Source organism: Winogradskya consettensis (genome assembly GCF_018332715.1).
In the GTDB taxonomy this organism is placed as follows: Bacteria; Actinomycetota; Actinomycetes; order Mycobacteriales; family Micromonosporaceae; genus Actinoplanes; species Actinoplanes consettensis.
The window spans coordinates 1-24,990 of sequence record NZ_BOQP01000023.1 but is presented as its reverse complement, the minus strand read 5'-3'; the positions used below and the strand labels follow the sequence as shown (position 1 = coordinate 24,990).

General features: G+C 70.3%; 25 protein-coding genes. 17 read left to right on the top strand and 8 right to left on the bottom strand.

Annotated features, from left to right (window positions below):
- Window positions 1-103: 103 nt before the first annotated feature.
- Entirely contained in the window at window positions 104-940 is an 837-nt protein-coding gene (locus Aco04nite_RS22370) for a helix-turn-helix transcriptional regulator (protein WP_212999202.1), read from the top strand.
- Here Aco04nite_RS22370 and Aco04nite_RS22365 read toward each other — a convergent pair.
- Entirely contained in the window at window positions 889-2,253 is a 1,365-nt protein-coding gene (locus tag Aco04nite_RS22365; protein ID WP_212999201.1) for an NAD(P)/FAD-dependent oxidoreductase, read from the bottom strand. The genes Aco04nite_RS22370 and Aco04nite_RS22365 overlap by 52 nt on opposite strands.
- A gap of 107 nt (window positions 2,254-2,360) precedes the next feature.
- On the opposite strand from Aco04nite_RS22365, the gene Aco04nite_RS22360 reads away from it, so the two are divergent.
- On the top strand, window positions 2,361-3,521 hold the full coding sequence (locus tag Aco04nite_RS22360; RefSeq protein ID WP_212999200.1) for a spore photoproduct lyase family protein: 1,161 nt from the start codon (window positions 2,361-2,363) through the stop codon (window positions 3,519-3,521).
- Here Aco04nite_RS22360 and Aco04nite_RS22355 read toward each other — a convergent pair.
- Window positions 3,518-5,308: a sensor histidine kinase gene (locus tag Aco04nite_RS22355; protein ID WP_212999199.1), complete on the bottom strand. Its 1,791-nt coding sequence runs from the start codon at window positions 5,306-5,308 to the stop codon at window positions 3,518-3,520. The genes Aco04nite_RS22360 and Aco04nite_RS22355 overlap by 4 nt on opposite strands.
- Entirely contained in the window at window positions 5,308-6,006 is a 699-nt protein-coding gene (locus Aco04nite_RS22350) for a response regulator transcription factor (protein WP_212999198.1), read from the bottom strand. Before Aco04nite_RS22350 ends, Aco04nite_RS22355 begins: the two co-directional genes overlap by 1 nt.
- 90 nt (window positions 6,007-6,096) lie before the next feature.
- Here Aco04nite_RS22350 and Aco04nite_RS22345 point away from each other — a divergent pair, with 90 nt between their 5' ends.
- From Aco04nite_RS22345 to Aco04nite_RS22335, 3 genes are read left to right on the top strand one after another with little or no spacing between them, the layout of a single operon-like run.
- Window positions 6,097-7,308 (top strand): efflux RND transporter periplasmic adaptor subunit, encoded by a 1,212-nt coding sequence (locus Aco04nite_RS22345; RefSeq protein WP_212999197.1) that lies wholly within the window; start codon window positions 6,097-6,099, stop codon window positions 7,306-7,308.
- Window positions 7,305-7,997 carry an ABC transporter ATP-binding protein gene (locus Aco04nite_RS22340; protein ID WP_212999196.1) on the top strand — a complete coding sequence of 231 codons (693 nt, stop codon included), beginning with the start codon at window positions 7,305-7,307 and terminating at the stop codon, window positions 7,995-7,997. The genes Aco04nite_RS22345 and Aco04nite_RS22340 overlap by 4 nt, the downstream gene beginning before the upstream one ends.
- A gap of 32 nt (window positions 7,998-8,029) precedes the next feature.
- Window positions 8,030-9,199: an ABC transporter permease gene (locus tag Aco04nite_RS22335; protein ID WP_244876197.1), complete on the top strand. Its 1,170-nt coding sequence runs from the start codon at window positions 8,030-8,032 to the stop codon at window positions 9,197-9,199.
- Between the two features lie 48 nt (window positions 9,200-9,247).
- On the opposite strand, the gene Aco04nite_RS22330 is transcribed toward Aco04nite_RS22335, so the two are convergent.
- From Aco04nite_RS22330 to Aco04nite_RS22320, 3 genes are all read right to left on the bottom strand, one after another.
- Window positions 9,248-9,820, bottom strand: a complete 573-nt coding sequence (locus tag Aco04nite_RS22330) for a hypothetical protein (RefSeq protein WP_212999194.1) — start codon at window positions 9,818-9,820, stop codon at window positions 9,248-9,250.
- 91 nt (window positions 9,821-9,911) lie between these two features.
- The gene (locus Aco04nite_RS22325) at window positions 9,912-10,487 is read right to left on the bottom strand and encodes a hypothetical protein (protein WP_212999193.1); all 576 of its coding nucleotides are present in this window, start codon (window positions 10,485-10,487) and stop codon (window positions 9,912-9,914) included.
- Between the two features lie 64 nt (window positions 10,488-10,551).
- Window positions 10,552-11,745, bottom strand: a complete 1,194-nt coding sequence (locus tag Aco04nite_RS22320; RefSeq protein ID WP_212999192.1) for a PP2C family protein-serine/threonine phosphatase — start codon at window positions 11,743-11,745, stop codon at window positions 10,552-10,554.
- A gap of 168 nt (window positions 11,746-11,913) precedes the next feature.
- On the opposite strand from Aco04nite_RS22320, the gene Aco04nite_RS22315 reads away from it, so the two are divergent.
- The 6 genes from Aco04nite_RS22315 (at window position 11,914) to Aco04nite_RS22290 (ending at window position 16,284) form a co-directional block, all read left to right on the top strand.
- Window positions 11,914-12,774: a L,D-transpeptidase gene (locus tag Aco04nite_RS22315; RefSeq protein ID WP_244876196.1), complete on the top strand. Its 861-nt coding sequence runs from the start codon at window positions 11,914-11,916 to the stop codon at window positions 12,772-12,774.
- 186 nt (window positions 12,775-12,960) lie between these two features.
- Complete coding sequence (locus Aco04nite_RS22310; RefSeq protein ID WP_203842079.1) at window positions 12,961-13,164, top strand: cold-shock protein; 204 nt, start codon at window positions 12,961-12,963, stop codon at window positions 13,162-13,164.
- 284 nt (window positions 13,165-13,448) lie between these two features.
- Window positions 13,449-15,158, top strand: a complete 1,710-nt coding sequence (locus Aco04nite_RS22305) for a hypothetical protein (protein WP_212999191.1) — start codon at window positions 13,449-13,451, stop codon at window positions 15,156-15,158.
- 74 nt (window positions 15,159-15,232) lie between these two features.
- Window positions 15,233-15,421 carry a hypothetical protein gene (locus tag Aco04nite_RS22300; protein ID WP_212999190.1) on the top strand — a complete coding sequence of 63 codons (189 nt, stop codon included), beginning with the start codon at window positions 15,233-15,235 and terminating at the stop codon, window positions 15,419-15,421.
- 52 nt (window positions 15,422-15,473) lie between these two features.
- Window positions 15,474-15,650 carry a hypothetical protein gene (locus tag Aco04nite_RS22295; RefSeq protein ID WP_212999189.1) on the top strand — a complete coding sequence of 59 codons (177 nt, stop codon included), beginning with the start codon at window positions 15,474-15,476 and terminating at the stop codon, window positions 15,648-15,650.
- A 61-nt stretch (window positions 15,651-15,711) separates the two neighbouring features.
- Window positions 15,712-16,284 carry a hypothetical protein gene (locus tag Aco04nite_RS22290; protein ID WP_212999188.1) on the top strand — a complete coding sequence of 191 codons (573 nt, stop codon included), beginning with the start codon at window positions 15,712-15,714 and terminating at the stop codon, window positions 16,282-16,284.
- Here the strand turns inward: Aco04nite_RS22290 and Aco04nite_RS22285 are convergent.
- The gene (locus Aco04nite_RS22285) at window positions 16,227-16,751 is read right to left on the bottom strand and encodes a MarR family winged helix-turn-helix transcriptional regulator (RefSeq protein ID WP_212999187.1); all 525 of its coding nucleotides are present in this window, start codon (window positions 16,749-16,751) and stop codon (window positions 16,227-16,229) included. The genes Aco04nite_RS22290 and Aco04nite_RS22285 overlap by 58 nt on opposite strands.
- 70 nt (window positions 16,752-16,821) lie before the next feature.
- Here Aco04nite_RS22285 and Aco04nite_RS22280 point away from each other — a divergent pair, with 70 nt between their 5' ends.
- On the top strand, window positions 16,822-17,850 hold the full coding sequence (locus Aco04nite_RS22280; RefSeq protein ID WP_212999186.1) for an LLM class flavin-dependent oxidoreductase: 1,029 nt from the start codon (window positions 16,822-16,824) through the stop codon (window positions 17,848-17,850).
- Between the two features lie 74 nt (window positions 17,851-17,924).
- On the opposite strand, the gene Aco04nite_RS22275 is transcribed toward Aco04nite_RS22280, so the two are convergent.
- Window positions 17,925-18,281, bottom strand: coding sequence for a hypothetical protein (locus Aco04nite_RS22275; RefSeq protein WP_212999185.1), 357 nt, complete (start codon window positions 18,279-18,281; stop codon window positions 17,925-17,927).
- Here Aco04nite_RS22275 and Aco04nite_RS22270 point away from each other — a divergent pair.
- The 5 genes from Aco04nite_RS22270 (at window position 18,256) to Aco04nite_RS22250 (ending at window position 24,963) form a co-directional block, all read left to right on the top strand.
- A complete protein-coding gene (locus tag Aco04nite_RS22270) occupies window positions 18,256-19,083 on the top strand; it encodes a glycoside hydrolase family 26 protein (protein WP_212999184.1) in 828 nt (275 codons plus the stop codon). The two genes, Aco04nite_RS22275 and Aco04nite_RS22270, sit on opposite strands and share 26 nt — an antisense overlap.
- A 121-nt stretch (window positions 19,084-19,204) precedes the next feature.
- Window positions 19,205-19,393 (top strand): hypothetical protein, encoded by a 189-nt coding sequence (locus Aco04nite_RS22265; protein ID WP_212999183.1) that lies wholly within the window; start codon window positions 19,205-19,207, stop codon window positions 19,391-19,393.
- Between the two features lie 756 nt (window positions 19,394-20,149).
- Window positions 20,150-23,131 carry a glycine--tRNA ligase gene (locus tag Aco04nite_RS22260; protein WP_212999182.1) on the top strand — a complete coding sequence of 994 codons (2,982 nt, stop codon included), beginning with the start codon at window positions 20,150-20,152 and terminating at the stop codon, window positions 23,129-23,131.
- A gap of 608 nt (window positions 23,132-23,739) precedes the next feature.
- Window positions 23,740-24,006 (top strand): hypothetical protein, encoded by a 267-nt coding sequence (locus Aco04nite_RS22255; protein WP_212999181.1) that lies wholly within the window; start codon window positions 23,740-23,742, stop codon window positions 24,004-24,006.
- 156 nt (window positions 24,007-24,162) lie between these two features.
- Window positions 24,163-24,963, top strand: a complete 801-nt coding sequence (locus Aco04nite_RS22250; RefSeq protein ID WP_212999180.1) for a VHL beta domain-containing protein — start codon at window positions 24,163-24,165, stop codon at window positions 24,961-24,963.
- Window positions 24,964-24,990: the final 27 nt, after the last annotated feature.

Below are 24,990 nucleotides of genomic sequence, written 5' to 3'. Positions count from 1 at the left end.
GGACCGCAGCAGGCCACCCGACGTCGAACACCACCGCGCGGATCATGCGCCGAGCCTAACCTGAGGGTCTCGGCGGTCGGCGGACGAGAGGAAGGTGACCAGCATGGACCGGGCCAGGCTCGCGGAGTTTCTGCGTAGTCGTCGCGAGGCGTTGCAGCCGGAGGATGTCGGCCTGCCGCGCGGGCAGCGGCGCCGCACGGGTGGGTTGCGCCGGGAGGAGGTTGCGGTGCTGTCGGACATGTCGATCGACTACTACAACCGGCTCGAGCAGAAGCGGGGGCCGCATCCGTCGGAGCAGATGCTGGCCGCCCTGGCGCGGGGGCTGCGGTTGTCGCTGGAGGAGCGCGACCACCTGTTCCAGCTCGGCGGGTATGCGGTGCCGCAGCGGGGGCGCCGGGCCGATCATGTGAATCCGGGCATGATGCGGATCATGGATGGGCTCGACGGGGCGGCGGCGCAGGTGGTCAGCCATGTGGGGGAGACGTTGCGGCAGACGCGGCTCGCGGTGGCGTTGCTCGGCGATGACAGCGTCCACACGGGATTGGCGCGGAGTCAGCATTATCGGTGGTTCACCGATCCCGCTGCCAGGGCGATCTTTCCCGTGGAGGATCACGCTGCGCAGAGCCGGGCGGTCGCGGCTCATCTGCATGCGGCGTACACCAGGGACGGGTCCGGGTCGCAGGCAGCCGCGCTGGCGGAAGCGCTGCTGGCGCGCAGTCCGGAGTTCGCCGAGCTGTGGCGGGGGCACCCGGTGTCCGGGCCGTACTGCGCGCCGAAGCGGCTCCTGCATCCGCAGGTCGGGCTGCTGGAGCTGCACTGTCAGATGCTGGTCGACCCGGATCAGTCGCAGTCGCTCGTCGTCTACACGGCGACGCCGGGCAGCGAGAGCTACGACAGGCTGGAGCTGCTCTCCGTGGTCGGGGCGGCGACCTCGCGCTGAGCTTCCGGGGCGTGGCGGAGGGCGTCGCGGGCGAGGACCTGCTGGGAGGTGATGACGGCTTCCGAGCGGCCGCGGCCCAGGAAGCTGACCGCCCAGCGCAGCAGGACCGTCACGCGGTTGCGCATGCGGGGCAGGTAGAAGAGGTGGACGGCGAGCCAGCCGAGCCAGCCGATGAGCCCGGTCAGGCGTACGGGTCCCAGGTCGGCGATGGCGTAGAAGCGGGACACCGCGGCCATGTTGCCCTTGTCGAAGTAGGAGAACGGCTTGGTGGTGGACCGGCCGGTGAGGCGGCGGGCGACGGTGCGGCCGGCGTACGTGCCGCCCTGCATCGCGACCTGGGCGACGCCGGGCAGGTCGCGCAGGCTCATGGCCTCGCCCAGCACGAAGATCTCCGGGTGGCCGGGGACGGTGAGGTCGGGACCGACGAGGATGCGCCCGGCCCGGTCGGTCTCGGCGCCGACCGACGCGGCCAGCCGCCGGGCCAGGGTGGTGCCCGCCACGCCCGCGGCCCAGATCTTCGTCAAGGCCTCGATCCGTTCGGTGCCCTGCGCGGACTCCACCTTGACCCCGGTCTCGTCGAGGTCGACGACCTTCTCGCCGAGGCGGACCTCGACGCCGATCTTGCGAAGCTTCTCCAGGACGTGTTGTGACAGGCGCGCGTCGAAGGTCGGCAGGACCCGGTCGACGGCGTCGATGAGCACGACGCGAGCGGTGCGCGGGTCGATGCGGCGGTAGCGGCCGGGCAGGGTGCGGTGGGCGATCTCGGCGATCTGCCCGGCCATCTCCACGCCCGTCGGCCCGGCACCGACGATCACGAACGTCAGCAGGCGCTGGACCTGCCGGGGGTCGGTTGCGAGCTCGGCCTCCTCGAACGCTCCGAAGATGCGGGCGCGGATCTCGAGGGCGTCGTCCATGGTCTTCAGGCTCGGGGCCCACTGGCCGTACCCGTCGTGGCCGAAGTAGGACTGGGTGGCGCCGGCCGCCAGCACCAGGGTGTCGTACGGCACCTGGTAGCGGGTGCCGTCGGGCCCTGCCGCGGTGACCGTGCGCCCCTCGGCGTCGATGTCGGTCGCCCAGCCGACGAGCACCTCGGTGTTCTTCTGGTGCCTGAGTGCCTCGCGGATCGGGACGGCGACCTCACCGGGGGAGAGGACACCGGCGGCTACCTGGTAGATCAGCGGCTCGAAGATGTGGTGGTTGGTCGCGTTGATCACCGTGACGTCGACCGGTGCCTTCCGCAGCGCCCGGGCGGCGTTGAGACCCCCGAAGCCCGCCCCGATGATGACGACCCGGTGCCGGTGGTTCTCCGTCATGTCACACGCTCCCTGTTTCCCAGTGGTTCCACCTACAGGACCGCGTAGCCCCCCGAAACGTGACAGCTGCCGGTGATATCGCTCTGACCAGGGGTATCCCGCCGGGCATGGACCTGACTGAGCCGCTCGCCCCCGATGCACCGGCGGCGCCGCACAGTGCGAGCGGCGAACGCATGGAACTCCACGATCTGGCCGGGATCGCCCCACCGGCCCGCGCGGCCGGTCCGGGGCGGCGGTGGATGCCGCGGCGGGTGGTGGCGACGCCGGCGGCGTACGACCACCCGCACGGGTTGCGGATCATGCGGCGGCTCGCCGAGCGGGGCCTCGAGGTCGAACGGCTGAGCGGGAACAGGCTGACCGGGGTGCGCGGCGAAACAGACCGCGAGACGTACGCCCGGGCGAAGTCGACACTCGCGATCGTGGTGAGCCCGCCGTCGCGCCGCACCCTGCAGCCGATCGCGCCGAGCGCGGACTGGCGGGTCGACCTCGCGGAGGGCTGCCCGGCCCACTGCCAGTACTGCTATCTGGCGGGGTCACTGAGCGGACCACCCGTGACCAGGGTGTACGCCGACCTCGACGACATCCTGGAAGGCCTCACGGCGTACGCCGGAACCGCGAAACGCCGCCCCGAGGAAGGCACCACCTTCGAGGCGTCCTGCTACACCGACCCGCTCGCCCTCGACCACCTGACCGGCAGCTGGCAGCGCGCCGTCGAGTTCTTCGGCGCGTGGGACGAGAACGTGCAGCTGCGGTGGACCACCAAGTTCGCCGGTGTCGACGACTTCCTCGCGCTACCGCACGCGGGCCGCACCCGGGTCCGCTTCAGCGTCAACTGCCTCTCGGTGACGACAAGATTCGAAGGCGGCACCGTACGCCTGGAGGACCGGCTCGCCGCCCTGCGCCGCCTCGCACTCGCGGGTTACCCGGTGGGCCTGACGATAGCGCCGATCATGGCGTTACCGGACTGGCAGGAGCACTACGGCCTGCTGCTCGACGAGGTGGCGCACGCGGTGGACGGCGTGCCGGGGCTCGACCTGACCGCCGAGCTGATCACCCATCGCTTCACCCCCGGCAGCAAGGACGTCCTCACGAGCTGGTACCCACGCACCCAGCTGGAGATGGACGAGAGCAGCCGGGACCGCAAACACGGCAAATTCGGAGCGGTGAAGTACGTCTACCCGCGCGCGACCATGACCGCCCTGCGCACCTGGTTCGAGCAGGAACTGGCCACCCGCATCCCGTCCTGCCGCATCCTCTACTGGACCTAGATCGGCAGCGTGACGGTGAACAGGGTGCCGTGATCCGGCTCGCTCTCGACGGCGATGGTGCCGCCGTGGGCTTCGGCGATCTTGCGGGCGATGGCCAGGCCGAGGCCGCTGCCGCCGGTGGCTCTGCTGCGGGACTCGTCGGCGCGCCAGAACCGGTCGAAGATCTTCGGGAGGTTCTCGGGGGCGATGCCGATGCCGGTGTCGCGTACGGTGATCGTCCCCTGATGGGCCGCGACCGTGACCGTGCCGCCGGGTGGGGTGTGGCGGATCGCGTTCGACACGAGGTTGCCGATCAGCTGGCGCAGGCGGACGGCGTCGGCGGGCAGCACCGGGTCGCCGCGGACCAGGGAGACCAGCTCCACCCCGGCCGCGTGCGCCGTGCCCCGGTGACTCTCGACCGCCTGCGTGAGGACGTCACGGATCGGGGTCGGCTCGGGGTGGATCCGCAGCGTGCCCGCGTCCGCGGCGGCCAGGTCGCTCAGGTCGTCGATGATGTGCTGCAGGAGCAGGGCCTCCTCGTGCAGCAGGCCGAGCAGCTGGGCGTCGGTCGGGGCGAGGTCGTCCTGGGCGGCCTCCAGCCAGCTGCGGATGTTGGTCAGCGGGGTACGCAGCTCGTGCGCCACGTCGCTGACCATCGCCCGCCGCTGGGCCTCCGCCCGGTCCCGGCGGCTCGCCGAGTCGTTGAGGGCGCGCGCGAGCCGGCCGATCTCGTCGTGCGTCGACACCGGGGCGGTGGTCTGCCCGTCGGCGGCCACGGTGAGGGCGCGCAGCGGCCGGACCAGCCGGCGGCCGGCGAGGACCGTGGCGAGGATCGTGGCGAGCAGGACGGCGCCGGTCACCCCGATGACCCGGGTCCGGTTCTCGCCGGACAGGGTGAACGTGGTCTGGTCGGTGCCGGTGGCCGGGTTCGTCACGAACAGCAGTGCGGGCGGTGCGACGTACGGCCGGAGTTGAGCCTGCCGCGACTTCTCCACACAGCCGCTGACCCGGCCGGTGGCGCCCACGTCCAGCAGCTCCTGGGCAGCGGCGATCTGGGTTCTCGGCAGGTCGCGCTGCGGGACCTTGTACATGTACGTGGTGAAGTCGGGCCGGATCCCCACCCCCACCATGTTCTGCACGCCGAGGCAACGGGCCACGGACTGCCCGAGCGTGGTCAGCGCCTTGTCCTCGGACTTGGTCGTGGCTTCGGCCAGTTCCTGCCGGCACCGGGAGGCCACGCCGTCGGGGTCCGGCGTGGTGAGAGTGGTCGTGGGACGGCCGCTCGGCAGCCGCACCACCTTGGCGTCCAGGCTCACCTTGCGCAGGCAGTTCAGCTGATCGGCGGCCATCTTGTCCAGTACGTTCCGGTCGGCGGGCGCGACCTTGAACGGCCCGACGACGCGGGCGTCGATGCGTTCGGTGCCCCCGGTCAGGCCGAGGTCCAGGTCGAGCGGGTCGACCTCGGCCGACGGGCGGGCGCCGCGCAGCGACGGGCCACCGGGGCCGCTGTCGGCGATGACCGCCCGGTCACCGGTCATCAGGGTGATCCGCCGGCCCAGCTTCGCCGCCCGCGCGTCGATCAGCGCCGGGGCGCCGGACCAGTCCGCGTGGGTCGCCGCGTAGCCGATGAGCATGTCGTAGACGCCCTTGTCGTCGGTGAGCGACTGGCCCCGTTCCTGGGTGATCGCCCGGGTCGCCGTGGTGGTGGCGAGCCAGGCGGTCGCCGCGATGGCCGCGACCGCGATCAGAACCGACGTCACCAGCAGCCGCGTCACGAGGCTGTGCCGCAACGGCACCCGCTTGGGCATCAGGACAGGCCGCTGGTGAGCCGGTAGCCGACGCCGAAGACAGTGAGCAGCTGGGCGGGGCGCTGCGGGTCGGTCTCGATCTTCCGGCGCAGGTTCATCACGTGGACGTCGATCGTGCGCTCGGTCGAGCTGCGATCGATCCCGCGGGTGTGGTGCAGCAGCTGTGCGCGGGTGAAGACGCGCTCGGGCTGCTCGGCCATGGCGGCCAGGATCGCGAACTCACCCCGGGTGCATTCGACGGGTACGCCGTCCACGGTCACCTGGTGCCGAGCGGGGTCGAGACCGATCCGCCCGATCCGGCGTACGCCCAGCACGGCCTGCTCGGGTGCCCCGCGCGACGCCCGCCGCAGCAGGGTCCGGACCCGGGCCATCAGCTCCCGCGGGCTGTACGGCTTGGTCAGGTAGTCGTCGGCGCCGAGCTCCAGCCCGAGCAGCAGGTCCTCCTCGCTGGTCCGCGCGGTCAGCATCAGCACCAGGACGTCCGACTCCGCCCGCAGCGTCCGGCACACGTGCAGCCCGTCGAGCTTCGGCATCATCACGTCCAGCACCACGAGGTCGGGGCGCAGCCGGCGGGCCTGGTCGAGGGCCTCGCGCCCGTCGTGCACCACGACGGCCGTGTGACCCTCGGCGGTCAGGTAGCGGCGCACCACCTCGGCCTGGCGGGGATCGTCATCGGCTACCAGGACCTGAGCACCCATGGCGGCGATGATAGGCCCGCCCCGCCCGCGCGAGATCATTCCCGGCGTTACCTGACATCTTTCTAACGAGTCCCGGCCAGTCTCGTCGGCATGCCTCCGTTGCCAGACGCCGTCACCGAGCTCATCCCGATCGTCACCGAACCGCCTCCGCGGCGGCGGGGCAGGCTCGGCCGGTGGCTGATCGCGGGTCTCGTCGTGGTGGCGCTGACGGTCGGGGCGGTCGTGCTCGTGAGCCGGCACCGGGCCGCCACGGCACCCCGGCCGGAGCAGACCGTGGCGGCCTCGACGGCGCAGCTCGAACGCAAGGACCTGTCCACGACGATGTCGCTGCCCGGCACCCTCGGCTACGGCACGCCACGGCCCCTCGCCGGGCACAAGGAAGCCACGGTGACGTGGCTGCCGCAGGTCGGTGCCACGATCAAGCGGGGCAAGCAGCTGTTCCGCGCGGACGACCGGCCCGTGACGCTGTTCTACGGGAGCATGCCGCTCTACCGCGACATCACCGGCACGAACCTCGTCGGCCGCGACGTGAAGATCATCGCCACGAACCTGTCGGCGCTCGGCTACTCGATCGGCCACCAACCGTCGGAGGGCGCCTGGGTCTCCGTGCCCCAGCCCACGGCAGCCACCCCGCCGAGTACGCCGCCCACTCCGCCGCCCACCAAGCCGGTGGAGGTGAAGGATGGCGAGGGCGTGCTGACCGCGTCGTTGAAGAATGCGATCAAGAGCTGGCAGGACGACGCCGGCCTACCTCAGACCGGGACGATCACGGTCGGTGACGTCGAGGTGCTCAGCGGCGCGGTCCGGGTCGACGGCGTGGCCGTGCAGCCCGGCTCCCCGGCGAACGTGGACCTGATGACGGTGACCCCGACCCGCAAGGTCATCACCGTGGCCGCACAGCTGACCGAGGCCGGCTCGATCAAGCAGGGCGCGAAGGTCACGGTGGTCCTGCCCGACGAGAAGACGGTCAAGGCCCGGGTCACCGCCGTCGGCCGCAAACTGGCCACCGAGGGTGACGCCGGCACCGGCCCGCCGACGCTGACCGTGACGGTCACCGCCGACCAGCCGAAGGACCTCGACAAACTCGACGCCGCCGACGTGAACGTGACCTTCCCCGGGCGTTCGGCGAAGGGCGTGCTCGCTGCCCCGGTCGAGGCGCTCGTGGCGCTCACCGAGGGCGGCTACGCCGTGCAGGGCCCGGCCGGCCTGATCGCGGTGCAGACCGGCATGTTCGCCGACGGCTGGGTCGAGCTGACCGGCGACGGGCTCACCGAGGGCATGCCCGTGGTGGTCTCCTCATGACCGAAGGACCCGTCCTGGAAGTACGCGACGTGAGCATGATCTATCCCGGCGGCGTCACCGCCCTCGCCGGCGCCACCCTCGACATCGCCGCCGGGGAACTCGTCGCGATCGTCGGCCCGTCCGGGTCGGGCAAGTCGACCCTGCTCAACATCATCGGCACCCTCGACCGGCCGACCTCGGGCACCGTACGCATCTCCGGTCACGACGTCGCGAAGCTCAGCGACCGGCAGCTGTCCGCCCTGCGCGCCCGCGAGATCGGCTTCGTCTTCCAGCAGTTCCACCTCGCCGACGGGCTCAGCGCCACGGACAACGTCGCCGCGGGCCTGCTCTACGCCGGGGTTCCCCGCCGGCAGCGCCGGGAACTCGCCCGGCAGTCCCTGGCCCGGGTCGGTCTCGCCCACCGCACCGGCCACCGCCCGCAGCAGCTGTCGGGCGGCGAGAAACAACGCGTCGCGATCGCGCGGGCTCTGGTCAACGAGCCGTCGCTGGTGCTGGCCGACGAGCCCACCGGCGCGCTCGACACCGTGACCGGGCAGGCGGTGCTGGGGCTCCTGCGCCGGCTCAACGAGGAGGGCACCACCATCGTGCTGATCACCCACGACCGGGACATCGCCGCGTCGCTGCCCCGCCAGATCGAGATCCGCGACGGCCGCCTGGTCCGCGACGGCAAGCCCCTGGTGAACAAGTGAGCGCTCAGGTGCGTACGGTCAGGCTGGCGCCCTTGGATCTTCTGGGTCTGGGTCTGATCGGCCTGCGGACCCGGCCGGCGCGGGCGATCCTGTCGGCGCTGGGCATCGCGGTCGGCATCGCGACGATGGTCGTGGTGACCGGCATCCCCGCGTCCAGCCAGGCGAAACTGCTCGAAACCCTCACCGCGCTGGGCACGAACACGCTGCAGGCCACGGCCGTGCAGGATCAGGACCCCCCGGCTCAACTGCCGGAATCGGCCATGGGAATGGTCCGGCGCATCGGCCCGGTCACGGCGGTGAGCGGGGTCGGCAACACCCACACACGGGTACGCCGTAACGACCGCACCGACGAGACCGACGGGAGCGGGCTGACCGTACTCGCCGGGCAGATCGACCTGCTCCCCGCGATCAACGCGCGGGTCCGTTCCGGGAAGTGGCTGAGCCCGGCCACTGCCGCGTTCCCCACCGTCGTGCTCGGCTCGGTCGCCGCCACCCGCCTCGGCATCACCGAGGTCACCGGCCGGACCCCCGGACCCCAGGTGATGATCGCGGACCGCCTGTTCACCGTGATCGGCATCCTCGCCACCACGCCCCTGTCGCCGGACATCGACCGCTCGGTGCTGGTCGGCTGGGACACGGCCCGCACCGAGCTGCGCTTCGACGGCCACCCGACCGTCCTCTACATCGCGTGCGAGGAGTCGCAGCTCGAGGCCGTCCGCGGCGTCCTGGCCGAGACGATCTCCCCGGAACGCCCGGGCCAGGTCGTGGTCACCCGCCCGTCGGACGCGCTCGCCGCCAAACGCGCCACCGAGAGCAGCCTGTCGGTGCTGTTCCTCGCCCTCGCCGGGGTCGCGCTCGTCGTCGGCGGCATCGGAGTGGCCAACACGATGGTCGTGTCCGTCCTCGAACGCCGCTCCGAGATCGGCCTGCGCCGCGCCCTCGGCGCCACCCGCGGCCAGATCCGCGGCCAGTTCCTCACCGAATCGGTCGTCCTCGCCACGATCGGCGGCCTGGCCGGCACGCTGCTCGGCCTGCTCGCCACCGTCGGCTACGCGAGCTGGCAGCGGTGGCCGATCGTGATCCCCGCGTCGTCCCTCGTCGCCGGGGTCGCCGGGGCGGTGGCCGTCGGCGTGCTCGCGGGCGTCTACCCCTGCGTGCGCGCTGCCCGCATGACACCGACGCAGGCCCTCGCCACGGTATGACAGACACAGAAGCGGCGGCCGGGTTCCGGCCGCCGCTTCTGCGCGTGGTCACTTCTTGGCGGCTACCTCGCGCTCGCAGTCCGGCGCGAGATCCATGCCCTTGCTGATCGACTCGGGGTCGTTCTGGTCGCCGCCGAGCGCATAGCTGAGGCCGTCATCGGCGACCTCCACGTACTTGACGCCCTTGCCTTTCAGGCACTTCACCACGGCGACCGCGAAGTCCCGGGCCTCCGGATTCGCGGGGTCCTTCTCCCACGGGGGCAACGGGAAGTACTGCGGCTCGCAGATCTTGCTCGCCGCCGTCAACTTCTCCTCCTCGGCCGAGGTCGCGGGCCGGGCCGCCGCGTCCTGGGCCAGTTTCCGCTTCTCCATCGTGTCGACGCCGTGCTCCTTCATGCACTTGTTGTACGGCGCGAGCAGGGCCTCGTACTCCTCGCTCGTGGTGTCGAGGCGTTCCCGGGGCCGCTGCGACGTGGGCGACGGCTTCGCCGAGGGGGCAGCGCTGACCAGGGTGGCGACCTTGGCATCGTTCTTGGCAGGGGCTTCGGCCTGCTGCGGCGATCCGCACCCCGTCAACGCCGCCACCGCGATCGCGGCCACCAGTACGTGACTCCTGCGCATGCAACTGCCTCCCGGTCGGGTCCGGCCCGGGGCATTCCCGGGCCGGCGGCCAGCCTCTCGACCGGAAGTCAGAATCGTGTGAGGTTCTGTCCTACTTCTTCGCGGCGGCCGCCTCGCGCTCGCATTCCGGCTCGAGCCGCATGGCCTGGACGATCGACGCCTCGTCGTCCTGGCCGGCACCGAGCGAATAGCTGAGGCCGTCGTCGGTCGGTTCGAGGTGCTTGACGCCCTTGGCCTTGAGGCACTTCATCACGGCGAGGTTGAAGTCGCGGGCCTCCGGGTTGGCGGGGTCCTTCTCCCAGGGCGGCAACGGTGCGTACAGCGGTTCGCAGAAGCGGAACGCCGTCACCGCGGTGGTGTCCCCCTTGGACGTCGCGGGCCGCTGCGCCGCGTCACTGGCTTTCTTGAGCGTCACGGTGTTGTTTCTGGGGTTGTCGATGCCGTGTTCCTCGAGGCACTTGTACAGGGGATCGAACAGCGCCTTGAACTCCTCGTCCGTCTCGTCGAGGCGATGCCGGGGCCGCTGCGACGTGGGCGACGGGCTCGCCGAGGGGGCAGCGCTGACCAGGGTCGCGACCTTCGGTGGGGCTTCGGCCTGCTTCGGCGATCCACACCCCGTCAACGCGGTCAGCGCGAACGCGGCTACCAGTATGTGACTCCTGCGCATTGCGGTTGCTCCCTGTCCGGCCCGGGACGTCCCCGGGTCCGTCGGAAAGCCTCCCGGCGGGAAGTCAGGTCTTTGTCAGATCGCCCTGCCACTGCAGCAGCAGGATGGTGGCGTCGTCCTGCAGGCAGTCCTGCTGGTATTCGAGGATGGCGTGCACGAGCCGCCGCGCGGTCTCGGCAGCGGGCAGGGCGTCGGCCACGGCGCGGGTGGCGAAGTCGATCAGCCGGTCGATGCCGAACGGGTCGCCGTCCTTGCCGCGGGCCTCGGTGATGCCGTCGGTGTAGAGCAGCACCTGGTCGCCCGGCTCGAGGGCCTCCTGGATCACCACCGGGGGCCGGCGGTCACCGAGGGTCACGGGCAGCGCGGTCGGGGTCGGCAGCACGGTGACGACCCGGCCGCCGCGCAGCACGATGCCGCTGGGGTGCCCGGCCGAGATGACCCGCAGGATCCCGGTGTCCTGGTCGAGCTCGGCGAGCACGGCGGTGATCATGCCGGTGCGGTCGTGGTCGCGGACGGCATCGTCGAGATGGTGGTACGTCGCGGTCAGATCCAGACCACCCCGGCGGGCATTTCGGTACGCGGCCAGCGCGATCGACGCCAGGATGACGGCGCGCATCCCCCCGGCGGAGCCGTGCCCGACGGCGTCGAACAGCGCCAGGTGGGCGGTGTCCTCGTTGACCGCGTAATCGAAGGCGTCCCCGCCGACGTCGTAACACGGCTCGAGGATGCCGGCGATCACGACGCGGCTCGTCGCGAACGTCAGCGGGGGCAGCTGGGCGCGCAGCATCTCGGCGGCCAGCCGCATCGGCTCGCGCCGGCGCAGCCGCTCGATCGTGTCGCTGTAGAGGTCGCACGTCACCACCAGCTCACCGACCAGCGCGGCGACGGTCGCGTAGTCGTCGACCGCCTGCTCGTCCAGCGGGCCGCCGGTGACGACCTGCAGGACACCCATCCGCTCGCTGCCGTCCAGCAGCGGGATCCATACCACGTGACCGCCGTCGCCGGCCTCGACGACCTGCGGCGTCCCCGTGGTGTACGCGCGGCCCGCGACGGTGCCGTCGACTGCGACGGGCTCCGGTTGCGGCTCCCGGTCGCCGGGCAGCGGCAGCAGCTCCCGTTGCCGATGATCGACGACGTAGATGACCAGCGCGGTGACACCGAGCAGGCCGGCCGCCTGCATGGCCATGGCGGAAAGATCCTCGGGGCGGGCCTGGTAGCCCTGCCGGATCAGTTGCCGGAGCGCCGCGAGAGTGCTCACCGGGACCTCCTCCTCCGGCAGCGAACCGGCTGGGCTGCGGACTGACTTCCTCCGGCAGCGAACCGGCTCGTTCCCGAGTGAACCAGACGGTGATCGGAACGCGAAATGAGCCGTCGTCACCCGTCGATATGGTGGCCAGTGGGGACTTTTGTCCATTAGCGTGGTGGGGTGCCCGATTTTCCCCGAGCGCGGGTCGCCGCCTGTGGTGGCCTGGTCGCTTTCGTGCTCATCATCGGCGCCGGTGCCCTGGCCATCAACCGGGCGGCCGGCCGGGACGGCGTCATGGCGCAGGCCGATCCCGTCGTCACCCCGCAGGCCGCCGTGGTGCGGACGGTCCCGCCGCTGCGGGCAGCGCCCGCCCCCGCCGGGCTGCCGAAGATCGACTACTGGGGTGCCGCGGCCGGCTTCCCCGCGGACCGGGCCGCGTCGTCGGTGCAGACGGTCCTCGAGGGACTCAGCCCGGACCGGAACCTGGTCGTCTATGACGCCGAGGGTGGGCGGCCCCGGGCCGTGCTGCCACCGAAGATCAGCGGGATGCCGGTGGTCGTCCCGATCGTGGAACGCGCCAACGGCTGGGTCGGGGTGCTGCTGCCGACGCTCAACCGGCGGGTCGGCTGGATCCCCGACGGCGGCTGGACCCCGTCCGCGCTGCGCGATCAGCTGATCATGAAGCTCAGCACCCACCGCCTGACCTGGCTGCGGGACGGTGTGCGGCAGGCGGAGTGGAAGGTCGCCACGGGCACCGAGCGGACACCGACACCCCTCGGCCGTACGTTCGTGCTGGGCCGGACCGGGACGGACGGGGCGGCGTACGCGCAGCTCGATGCCCTTGTCCTCGGCTCGATCCCGGAGCACCCCGCGGCGCTGGCACCCAGCCTGCGCGACGGCCACACCGCGATCCACGCCTGGTACCGCCCCTCGGCCCTGGGCCGCAGCACCTCGAACGGGTGCATCCGCATGTCGCCCGCCGCCCAGCGAACCGTGTTGCAGCAGGTCAAGCCCGGTGTCGTCGTACATGTCATCAACTGACCGTGTCGCCGGGGACGACGGTGTGCTAGCTTGGGCCCGTTGCAGTTTTGGTTTCCTTAGACGTTCTCAACGCCTGGTGGGTTACTCAACCCGCCGGGCCATCGGTGTTTCGTCGCTTTCAGGGTTCCCCGGACAGCAGCGCGGGTTCCGCACAGTGCGGAAGCCACCAGTTGGCAGGAGAAGGTTATGGCTACAGGCACCGTAAAGTGGTTCAACGGCGACAAGGGCTTCGGCTTCATCACCCAGGACGATGGGGGCTCTGACGTGTTCGCGCACTTCTCCGCCATCCAGTCCTCCGGTTTCCGGAGCCTCGAGGAGAACCAGCGCGTCGAGTTCGACGTCGCCCAGGGCGCCAAGGGCCTCCAGGCGGAGAACATTCGCCCGCTCTGATGTAATGCAGCCCAGTGACCCCCGCAACGGGGACATCGGGTGTGGTGGCGGCCGGTCGCCCCAGGTTGAGATCCGCGTTCTGCGCGTGATCTCCCAGGGGAGATCGGCCGTCTCCTTTCTCCGGCTCTGAACCATCGCTGTGCCCCGAAGGTGGTAACCCGATCCTTGGTGCGGGCGGACTGAAGGTGCCGACCTGAGCGAGCGGCCATCACCGATGTCCCGCCGGGTCGATGTATCCAGGACATCGTTTCCTTCGGCCCCGGGACGTCACCATGCCGCTCTGGATGAGGAGCCTCCTCCGCCTGCTGTTCCAGGCGATGCTGGCGGCAGCCCTACTGGCGGCGTGTCTGGACAATGTCATGGCCGTTGTCCCGGAGCGCATACGGTGGCAGGTCCGGCTCGGACTCGTCGTGGTCGCGCTGCTCGGGCTCGGGGAAACGATCCGTCGCTGGCTGCGCCGGCTGACGCAGCAGATGCCGGCCGCCGCCGCCCCGGATCCCTCCGGCGCGTGCGGGCCATCTCGCCGCGACATCCTGACCAGCGCCAACCTTGTACTGGACCGGTACGAATCGGCGGAGCGGTACGCGACCGGAGAGCGTCCGGACGAGGACCCCTCGCCGATCTACCTGTTCGCACGGCTCCTGGTCGAGTTGACGCACCTTGCGCGGGTCTCCGAGGACGTGCGGCTCAGCGGCGACCTGATGGCCATCGACGTCACCGTGGAGGTGTCGATCGACGCCTTGCGTCACGAGCCGGATGAACCGGGCCGGGGGCTGAAACTCGACGGCAAGATCGTCGTCCCGATCCTGCGGCGCAAGGACCTGGTCCTGGAGACCTTCGAGGCTCGCGACAGCGCCGACAACAAGCTGACGCCACTGCCGCAGCGCCTGACCGACGGCCTGCTCGCCTGGACGGTCAAGAGTCTCTACGAGCTGACCTACGGCGAGGACCTGAGCCCCGAGGACCTGAAGAAGATCTACAAGCTGACGGCGCTGTTCTGCCGGACCGACATCGTCGACCCCGACGTCTTCGCCCGCGAGTACGACGCGATCGTGGGTGCGGCCGGCGAACAAGGTGGGCTCGACCTGCTGCGGTCGGTGCGCGGGTACTTCGCCGTGAACACGGTGTCCGCGTTCGAGGTCGACGTGGCGGAGGCCGACCTGATGGTCGTCCGGTACCGCTATCTGGCGACGGCGGACCGGATCACCACCGCGCACGACCGGTACCGGACCAGGCTGGGGCTCCGGCCGTACCGGTATGTCGTCCCGATCAGCCTCGCCTACCAGGCGCACAGCTACGACCTGCGGATCACCGGCCCGGATTCACATTTTGTCTATCGCCATCTGCTGCGAGAGGCAGGCACCACCGGCAAGCGGACGTGTACGCCCGCCGAGCTCGCCCCGACCGCCGGAATGGGTGTCCGGCTCGACGCGGACCACGGCGCCCCGTACGCCGGGGTGCACACCAGGGGCCTGAATCGAGCGGAGCAGGTCCGCAACGTGGAGTGCGCGGTGGAGTTCGAGGAGATCCCTCCCGGAGCGCTGCGGAGGTCCCTGGTCATTTCAGCGGTAGGAAGCCTGGTTCTGATCGCCTTCGCCTTCGCCGTGCCGGCCGCGGTTCAGGACTCCCGGGGCACCGACCTGGCGGCGTTGCTCCTCGCCGCGCCCGGTCTGGTGGCGACGCTTGTCGGCTTCTCGACCGATCGGGTACAGCAGTCGTCGCTGACGGCCTTCGGGGGGCTTGTGGTCTCGGCCGTGCTCTCGTTCACCGCGTCCGTGCTGTATTTGCTGCAGACCCTGGTCTGGCCCGGCTCGCCGACGGTACGGCTCTCCCTGCTCTACCTGGTGCGGTTGCCCGCCGCTGATGCGATCTGGATCGGTCTGGCGTTCGTCTCCCTCAGCACGACACTGTTCCTGGCGTTGCAGGGGGTCCACCGGATGCGGCGTTACCTCTTCACCCTGCGGCGCCGTTCCGCCGTCGGCCGCACCACCTAGCACGCTTGTCCGAAATGGAACGCAGACCCGATGGAAGGATCCCCGTGACCGGAAGATTACGTTACGTTGGCGGCATGGCAGCGAGTGGCGAGACTGCAGAGTCCGGCACGGCCTTCGTGCACAAGGGTGAGCCGTCCGCTACCGACATGGCCCAGTTGAGACGCGGGCTTACCACCGAGCAGAAGACGACCTTGCAGGGGATCATCTCGCGCAGCATTCGCCGGGGTTTCGGCGCTGATGCGCGTGCCGAGAGCGAAGCCTGAGAGCGGTTCACCCGCCCGGCGTATCCGTCTCGCAGAGAGAATTCCTGCTTTCGTGACCCACGATCAACCCGACCCCGCGCCGCATCCGTACGTGCCGCGCCACCTCCGCCCGGACGACGCGCCCGCCCAGCGGAAGTCGTTCCCGTTCTTGAAACAGCGGCGCCGCGACGGCAAGCGTTACCCGTCCCACCCCGACGACACCGGCGACACGGGCGACATCATGGAATGAGCCCTCTCGGCATCGGCGTTTTCGCAGGTGAGGGCGGTTCGGAGCCGGTAGTGTCCGGCTGATGATCACCGTGCCTGCGGGGAGCAGTCTCACCCTGCGTTGCCCCGGTACGCAGGACCGCGTACTCGTCACGCTGGCCGAGGTGCGGGCCGACTTCATCGCGGAGCTCCCGCCGATCCCGGTGCTGAGCCTCGACGGTCCCGGCGTACGCAGGTTCGGCATCCTCGAGCTCGTCACCACCGCCGGGCTGACCTGGGTCGAGGGCGAGCTGCGCGACGACCAGTTCCGGGTGATCGGTGACGCGCCGACGGACATCGTGCAGCGCCGCTCGGCACCCCGGCGCTCGGGCGCGCTGCCCGCCGTCGGGACCGCGCAGATCCAGACCGCGGACGGGCGTCGCCTGGTCCCCCTGACCGGTCGCGTGGAGGACATCTCGACGGTCGGGCTGCTGCTACGTGCCATGCCGTCCCTGCCGCCGGATATCGAGCGCACGATGGTGCACGTCGCGATGCCGTGGGGGGAGCTGACCGCCACGGTCAGCACCGTCGCGCAACGTGCCGACCTGTTGCGCGGCACCTACGAGTGGATCGGCTCCTCCGACGCGGTGGAGCTGGCCGGTTTCTGCGCCCGCTGATTCTTCTGGGCCGGCAGGTTCTCTCGCAGGGCCGCGGCTATTTCTCCCGCGGCGGTGAGCTGCTCCGGCGTGAGCGCGTCGACGAACAACTCCCGCACCGCCCGCAGATGCGGCACCGTCGCCGCCTGGAACGCCTCCGCGCCCGCGGCTGCCAGGCTGATCTCCGCGCCCCGGCTGTCGGCAGGCGTCTTCTCCCGGCGGATCAACCCCCGCCGTTCCATCCGCCCGAGGTGGTGCGACAGCCGGCTGCGTTCCCACCCGAGCGTCGCGGCCAGCTCCGACGACCGCATCCGGGTCCCCGGAGCCTCGCTCAACGCCAGGAGTACGCCGTAATCGCCCGGTGAGAGCCCGGTATCGCTCTGCAGGCGCGTGGCGAGCACCGAGCGCAGGGCCTCCGTGGTCTCCAGAAAGTCGCGCCATGTCCGCAGCTCGTCACGGGTCGGCAGCCGGCGCCGGGAACCGGGCATAAGAACCCACCCTTCTCTGTTTGACCTGTCGATCGTATAGCTGACACGTCAATTACTGGAGGACAGCGCCATGACCGACCTCGTGATGGGCCTCGACACGTTCGGTGACGTCCCGGACGACGACTCCGGCGTGCCGCTGAGCCACGCCGCGGCGATCCGGCAGGTCATCGACGAGGCCGTGCTCGCCGACGAGCTCGGCGTCGACGTGATCGCGCTGGGGGAGCACCACCGCCCCGAATACTCGATCTCGACCCCGGAGACGGTGCTCGCCGGGATCGCCGCGCGTACCAACCGGATCAAGCTCGCCTCCGGCGTGACCGTGCTCAGCTCCGACGACCCGGTCCGGGTGTTCCAGCGCTTCGCGACCGTCGACGCCATCTCGGGCGGCCGCGCGCAGGCGATCCTCGGCCGCGGCTCGTTCACCGAGTCCTTCCCCCTCTTCGGGTACGACATGAGCGACTACGACGTCCTGTTCGAGGAGAAGCTGGACCTGTTCGTGAAGCTGCTCGACGAGAAACCCGTCACGTGGGACGGCACCACCCGCGCCGCGCTGACCGACGCCGACGTGTTCCCGAAGACCGAGTCCGGCCGGCTCGACACGTGGGTCGGCGTCGGCGGGTCACCGCAGTCGGTCGTGCGTACCGCCCGCTATGGACTGCCTCTCATGCTCGCCATCATCGGGGGAGCCCCGGAACGCTTCGCCCCGTACGTCGACCTCTACCGCCGGGCCGCCGACCAGCTCGGAACGCTCGCCCACCCCGTCGGCATGCACTCGCCCGGTTTCATCGCCGACACCGACGAGCAGGCCCGCGAGCTCTACTACCCGACGTACAAGGTGATGCGTGACCGGATCGGTGCCCTCCGCGGCTGGCCCCCGCTGCGCCGCGCGGAGTTCGACGCCGAGGTCCAGGACGGCTCCATGTACGTCGGCAGCCCCGAGACCGTGGCCCGCCGGATCGCCGCGGCGGTGAAGTCCCTGGGCGTCGGCCGTTTCGACCTCGTCTACACCGCCGGTGCACAGCCGGTCAGCGCCCGCATGCACGCCGTCGAGCTCTACGGTTCCAAGGTGATGCCCATGGTCCGCGACATGCTGGCGTGATTTTCTTTCGGACGGCCGGGCAGAAGTCGGGCGCTTTGCCGTGAGGGTGGCCGCCGGGGTTGGGTTTGCACTGCTCAGGGCGGTAGCGTCCGTCGCTGTTGCCTAGGGAAGAGGGTGCACCGCATGTCGCGGGTGTCGCGTCGCAGTTTGCTCACGCTGGCCGCCGTGGCCGCCCTTCCGGCGGCCTGTTCGCGCCAATCGCCCGAGACGTCCGCGTTGCCCACTTCGGCGGGCTCACCGTCCACGTCGCTCGCCCCCTCGGCGTCGGCGTCACCGGCGGCCTCCGCGTCCGCGGTGAGCAGCCTCGGCCCGGCTGCCACCGTTACCGCCTCCCCGTCGGCGTCCGCGTCGCCCACCGCGTCGAAGAACGCCAAGGTGGCCCGCGACACCAGCCGGGGCGGTCCGGTGTCGCCGGCCACCGGCAAGGTCATGCTCGGCGCCTACCTCAGCCTCAGCGGCCGCTCGGCGAGCGAAAGCCTGGCCCTGCGCCGCTCCCAGCTCGGCCGCGACCAGCGGATCGTCCACCAGTTCTGGGCCTGGGACGAGGCAATGCCACGCACCCGCTTCAACGTCCCGTCCAGCAGCACGCTCATGATCTCCTGGCACGGCGTCGCCTGGAACAAGATCAACGGCGGCGGCTCGGACAAGCTGATCGCCGCCGCGGCCCGCAACCTCGCCGCCCAGAGCAAACCCCTGCTCGTCCGCTGGGCCTGGGAGATGAACGGCGACTGGTTCGAATGGGGCGGCGCCGGCAACGGCAAAAATGCCGACGGGTACGTCTCCGCGTGGCGCAGAATCCACGGCATCTTCGCCGACGAGGGCGCCACCAACGTCTCCTGGGTCTGGAGCCCGAACTGGAACTCCAGCCCCGGCGACTCCTGGAACAAAATGCAGAACTACTACCCCGGCGACGACTATGTGGACTGGGTCGGCGTCTCCGGCTACGACTTCTACAAGGAATCCCCCGCCACCCTGTTCAACCCGATCGTGAACGCCTACGGCGCCAGGAAGCCCATCATCGTCACGGAAACCGCCGCGATCGACTTCGGCGGCAGCACCAAGGCGGACTGGACCGACGACCTCGCCGCCTACGCCCGCCGAACCCCCGAACTCAGCGCCATGGTCTGGTTCGACACCGACACCCACAACGACACCAACTTCCGCATAGACAGCACCACGGCATCCCTCGCGGCCTACCGAAGAATGGCCGGTAACGCGCACTTCCAAGGGTGACCGGTAGGCCCGGCCGGGGCCTCTCGGCACTGACCGTCATGGATGGCGGAGATCTGGCAGAACGGCCGTATATCGGACGGCCGAAGGATCTACGGTGATGCAGCAGGGCCACGGTGTATCAGTGCGGCGTGTCGAGCCGGGTGTCCCGTTCGTCTTCGACATCGACGGCGCGGCGTGGGTCACGGATCTGATCCCGGTGCTTCCGGAAGGCCTGACCGACGTGCATCTGGTCGGCGGGAGATCCTGGGCCGGGTCGATCAGGGGCGCCTGGCGACGCGGGCCGGGCGGGAGTCGCCCACCGAGTACGTGAAGGTCGTCCTTTTCGGACCAGCCGACGCCGTGCCGGCCGAGCCGGCAACCGTGGGCTGGTGATGCACCGGCACATCGCCGAGGACCTGGTCGACCTGTCGCCGATGGCCGTGGACAAGGCCCTCGTGCTGGCGGCGTTCCCCATCGGTCTCGGGGAATACATCGCGTTCGGCAACGACCACAACGATATGCAGCTCTTCCAGAATGCACGGTTCGCGGGCCCCGCGGCAGTCGTCGGCACGGCGGCCGGCACATTGAGCTCCTGCTGCCCGGACGGGTGCGGGTTGAGTTCGGCCCGGCTCTGCTTCACCCCGGCGGACAGCTCCTTGGGGTCGCCCCGTGCCGCCGTGTCGGCGAGGAGCCGCTCGTCCTGCGCCGGGAGCATCCCCGGTGGGGGGAAGAGGAGCTTGAACATTGGGTCGTCGGGCACGTGTTTGTCGACGCGGAACGGCAGCACCAGTCACACGATGCGGATGGTGTCCAGGACCTACGGAGAAAGGTGGTAGCGGTCGGCGATCTCGTCGAGATGATGCGCGCCGATAACCTTGAAGCGTTGCTTTGTGGGCAGCGGAGACATGGATCCTGTCCGGAATGGCGAATGAGGGGTGGTCCGGACTGACAGCAGGATGTGGAACCGGGTTTCGCCGCCCCGTCTGGGGCCGGGGAGCGGCACTGCCGGAGGGCTTGCGCGTGTGCCCCACTGGACCCGGGCACACCGGATAGGCTGACGGCCGTTGTCACCGGACGGAGTCTATCGATGTTGACCATGCAAGACGCGCTCGCGCGGCTTTCCGAGTACTGGGCCCGTCAGGGGTGCCTGACGGTTCAGCCCATGAACACGGAGGTCGGTGCGGGCACCTGGAATTCGGCCACGTTCCTGCGTTCTCTCGGCCCGGAGCCCTGGCGCGTCGCCTACGTGGAGCCCTCCGTCCGGCCGGATGATTCGCGCTACGGCAACAACCCGAACCGCCTGCAGACCCACACTCAGTTCCAGGTGGTGCTGAAGCCCGAGCCGGGTAACGCCCAGGAGCTGTATCTCGACAGCCTGACCGCGCTCGGCATCGATGTGGCGGCCCACGACGTGCGCTTCGTCGAGGACAACTGGACCTCGCCCGCGCTCGGCATGTGGGGCCTCGGCTGGGAGGTCTGGCTGGACGGCCTCGAGATCACCCAGTTCACGTACTTCCAGCAGGCCGGCGGCCTGCCGCTCGACGAGTCCGCGGTGGAGATCACCTACGGCGTCGAGCGCATCGTCATGGCGCTGCAGGGGGTCACCGACTTCAAGGACATCGAGTACGCCCCCGGCGTCCGCTACGGCGAGATGATCGGCCAGGCCGAGTACGAGATGTCCCGGTACTACCTGGACGACGCCGACATCGCCGCCAACCGTTCGCTGCTCGAGCTTTACTCCGCCGAGGCCGACCGGATGCTGGATCTCGGGCTGCCCGTCCCGGCCCACACCTACCTGCTCAAGTGCTCGCACGCGTTCAATGTGCTCGACGCCCGCGGGGCGGTCTCCACGGCCGACCGGGCTGCGGAGTTCGGGCGGATGCGGCGGCTCTCCCGCCGGATCGCCGAGCTGTGGATCAGCCGCCGCGACGAGCTCGGCCACCCGCTGGGCCTCGCGCCCGCGGTGCCGCCGGCGCAGCCCGCGCCCGCCGTGCAGACCGAGCAGAGCGCATCACGCCTGCTCGTGCTGGAGGTCGGTTGCGAGGAACTGCCGCCCGGGGAGGCGCTCCACGCGGCGGAAGGGTTGGGCAAGGAGGTCCGGTCGCGGCTCGATGCCACCCGCCTCGCGCACGGTGCGGTCCAGGTGCTCGCGACGCCGCGCCGGCTGATCGTGCTGGTCGACGAGGTCGCGCCCCGCGAGGAGGACTTCACCCGTTCGGTCAAGGGCCCCAAGGTGGCCGCCGCGTTCGACGCGGCCGGCGAGCCGACCGGAGCGGTCAAGGGCTTCGCCCGGTCCCAGGGCGTCGACGTGGCCGGCCTCGGCCGGATGGACATCGACGGTGTCACCTACGTCGCGGTCACCCGGGAGGTCCAGGGCCGTTCGGCGCTGGAGGTGCTCGCCGAGGTGACCGGCGCGGCGGTGGCTACGCTGCGCTCGGCCAAGAACATGCGGTGGAACGACCCGGCGCTCACGTTCAGCCGTCCCATCCGGTGGTTGACGGCACTCTGGGGATCCGATGTGGTGCCGACGGTCGCCTCCGGCCTGGCCGCTGGGCGTGACACGAGGCTGCACCGCACCGCGGAGCAGTCCGTGGTCGCCGTCGCGACCGCGGAGGAATACCTCAGCGTGCTCGCGGCGGGCGGCATCGTCGCCGACCCGGCCGAGCGGCGCCGGACGATCGTGGCGGAATGTGTCCGGCTCGCCGCCGAGGCCGGTGGCCGGATCGACGTCGAGCGGGAGTCGCGCCTGATCGACCAGATCACGTTCCTGGTCGAGCAGCCCGTTGCCCTGCTGGGGACGTTCGCCGAGCGCTACCTCGAGCTGCCGTCCGCGGTACTGACCACGGTCATGCGCAAGCACCAGCGTTACCTGCCGGTCCTCGACGCCGACGGGCAGCAGCTGCCCTTCTTCATCACGGTCGCCAACGGCGACATCGACGTCGACCTGGTGCGGGCCGGCAACGAGCGGGTGCTGCGCGCCCGGTACGAGGATGCCGCCTTCTTCTACCGCGCCGATCTGGCCCTTCCGCTACCCGAGATGCGCGACCGTCTGGAAAAGCTCACGTTCACCGAGGAGCTCGGCTCGATGGGCGACCGGGCCCGGCGGGTCGGCACCCTGGGCGTGCGCCTGGCGGAGCAGGTCGAGCTGACGGCGGAGCAGCGCAAGGATCTGGAACAGGCGGCCGCCCTGGTCAAGTTCGACCAGGGGTCGCAGCTGGTGACCGAACTCACCAGCCTCGCCGGGGTCATGGCGGAGGACTACGCGAGGCACGGCGGGGCGAGCCCGGCGGTCGCGACCGCTGTCGGCGAGGCGGAGATGCCCCGGGCGTCCGGAGCCGCCCTGCCCGGGTCAACGATCGGTGCGCTCCTGTCGGTCGCCGACCGCCTCGACCTGATCGTGGGCCTCGCGGCGACGGCGGGGCTGCCCACCGGCTCCAGCGACCCCTTCGCGGTGCGCCGTGCCGTGCTCGGGGCGCTGTCGGTGCTCAGGCAGCACCCGACGCTGGCCGTGCTGGACCTGCGGGCGGCGCTCGCGCTCGCCGCGGATCAGCAACCGGTCGGGGTCCGCCCCGGTCTGCTCGACGAGGTGCTCGAGTTCTTCGTGCGCCGCTACGAGCAGACCCTCGCCGAGGCCGGCACCCCAGCCGATCTGGCTCGCGCGGTCGCGGTGCGGGCCGATCGCCCGTGGCTCGCGGACCAGACGCTGAAGCAGCTCACCGCGGCGGTGGAGGACGAGTCCTTCCAGCAGCTCGCGGCCGCGATCGGGCGATGCAGCCGGATCGTCCCCGCGGGCCACCCGTCGGACTACGACCCGGCCGCCCTGGTGGAGCCCGTCGAGCTGCGGCTGCACGAGGTCTTCACCGAGGTGCGGTCCGAGCTCGGCCGGGGTGCGGACCTCGCGGAGTTCCGGCGTGTCACGGGTGACCTGGTCCCGGTGGTGAACGCGTTCTTCGACGAGGTCTTCGTGATGGCGGAGGACCCCGCGGTACGCGCCGCCCGGCTGGGGCTGCTCGCCTCCATCCGTGACCTCGGCACGACCGTGCTGGACTGGTCGCAACTGCGCGGCTGAAACACGCGACAGGAACCGCCGTCCGGGGCATCCCGGCCGGCGGTTCCTTTGTGCGGGAAAACCGTTTGTCTTTCACGCCGCCGCCCGGTCTGATTCCTCTTTGATGAATGTTCGGGGACGTCGCTAGTCAATGGACGCTGAGAAATTTCCCATCCGAAAGAATCGCGGCCTGGCGCCAATGGCTGGATGACTCTCAACGTCCACTATGGCCGGACGGTACGGCTCGGCGTGATGACCAGGTATCCATCACTGTCTTGCGACGGTTCTGTGACCCGTCTTATTCTGACCCGTCTATTCGTGGCCCGTCCTGTTTGGGCAGCCACATGTGTGGTTAGCGCCATTTGGCCGGCAGCGCTCCGAGCATTCCACCTTAGAGCAATTAATGGGCGAACTGTGTCTACTTACCACCACGGAGGTTGGCGTCCTGCACCAGATCGTTTCCCTTCGATCATCGGTGACCCACGCTTCAAACTGATCGTCGATCTGCAGGATCTCATCACCTATCGGACGACGCAGTTCTGGCACGAGCGCCGGGCGCGCAACATCCACCTTCCGATCACGACGAACAGTATTTCCAGCCCGATGGGCTGGGCAGCGATTCGCTCCCGGTGGCGGTCGACCTCTTCGGACAGAAGACCTACGTCGCCGACTCCATGCAGTTCATGCTGGAGTACGCCTGCCGGTTCAGCGACTCCGGTGCGTGGTACCTCATGCCGAGATTCCGGGGCGAGGACGCGGACGAGACCCATCTCAACGTACCGGTCCTGATGGACCTGCCCTTCGGGCACACCGAACCGTCGGTGACAGTGCCACTGGGCGCGTCCGGCGAGGTACGAACCGACCCGGTGACAGTCACGGCCTTCATCGACCGGTGACTGCCGTCAGGCCCGCCAGCCGCCCACCGGTGAGCATCGGCGCGACCATCAGGCGCACGTTCGAGTATGGACACAGCACGCCCGGCCCTCGGAGACCGACGTCATAGTCCGCACCCCGCAACGATTGGCATGAAAACCTGTCAATACGGTTGCCCCGTGACAGATCAGCCCCCCAACCCCTATCAGCAACCCCTGGCCACGCCGGTGGATCCCTTCGACCCACCCCTGCTCGAAGCCGGCGCCCAGCACCCCGGCGCCCAGCACCCCGGCGCCCAGCACCCCGGCGCCCAGTACCCCAGCACGCAGTACCTTGGCTCCTCCGAGGATTCCGTAGGCGCCCGCACCGTGCGCAACGTCCGCGGCCTCACGGGCATAGTCATCGGGCTCAGTGCCCTGCTCCTGGCCGGCGCCGCGATAGTCGTCATCAGCCTTTGGCAGCACAGCAAGGCGGCAGGCCAAGCCCCCGCATCCGCAGCCTCGTCCGCACCGGCCCCCGCACCCCCAGCCCCCGGCCCCTCCGATCCCACGCCGTCCGGCCCCACGCCATCAGATCCCGCCCCCTCGGATCCCACGCCGTCCGATCCCACGCCGTCCGATCCCACGCCGTCCGATCCCGAGTCGTCCGGTTCCGGGCCATCCGGCTCCCCGGGCAATGACGATGTCGCGTCCTGGCCGGAACTGCGTGCGCTGCCCGGAAGCGCCGAGCCGTCGCTACGTTTTGCGAAGGACGGCCCGGAAACCCAGGTCGCCTTCGTGAACACCACCGCGGGCACCGTGAGCATCTCGTGGCTGGACACCGACGGCAAACGAGTCGAGTACGCGACCTTGAAACCGGGCGACACCTACACCCAGCAGACCTACGTCGGCCACTTCTGGGTCGCCGCCCGCACCGACGACGGCACAGCGATCGCGGTGTTCCAGCCGACAACCCAACCCTGCCGAGCCATCATCCGCTGACCCCGGCCCGGCCCGGCACACCCGGCC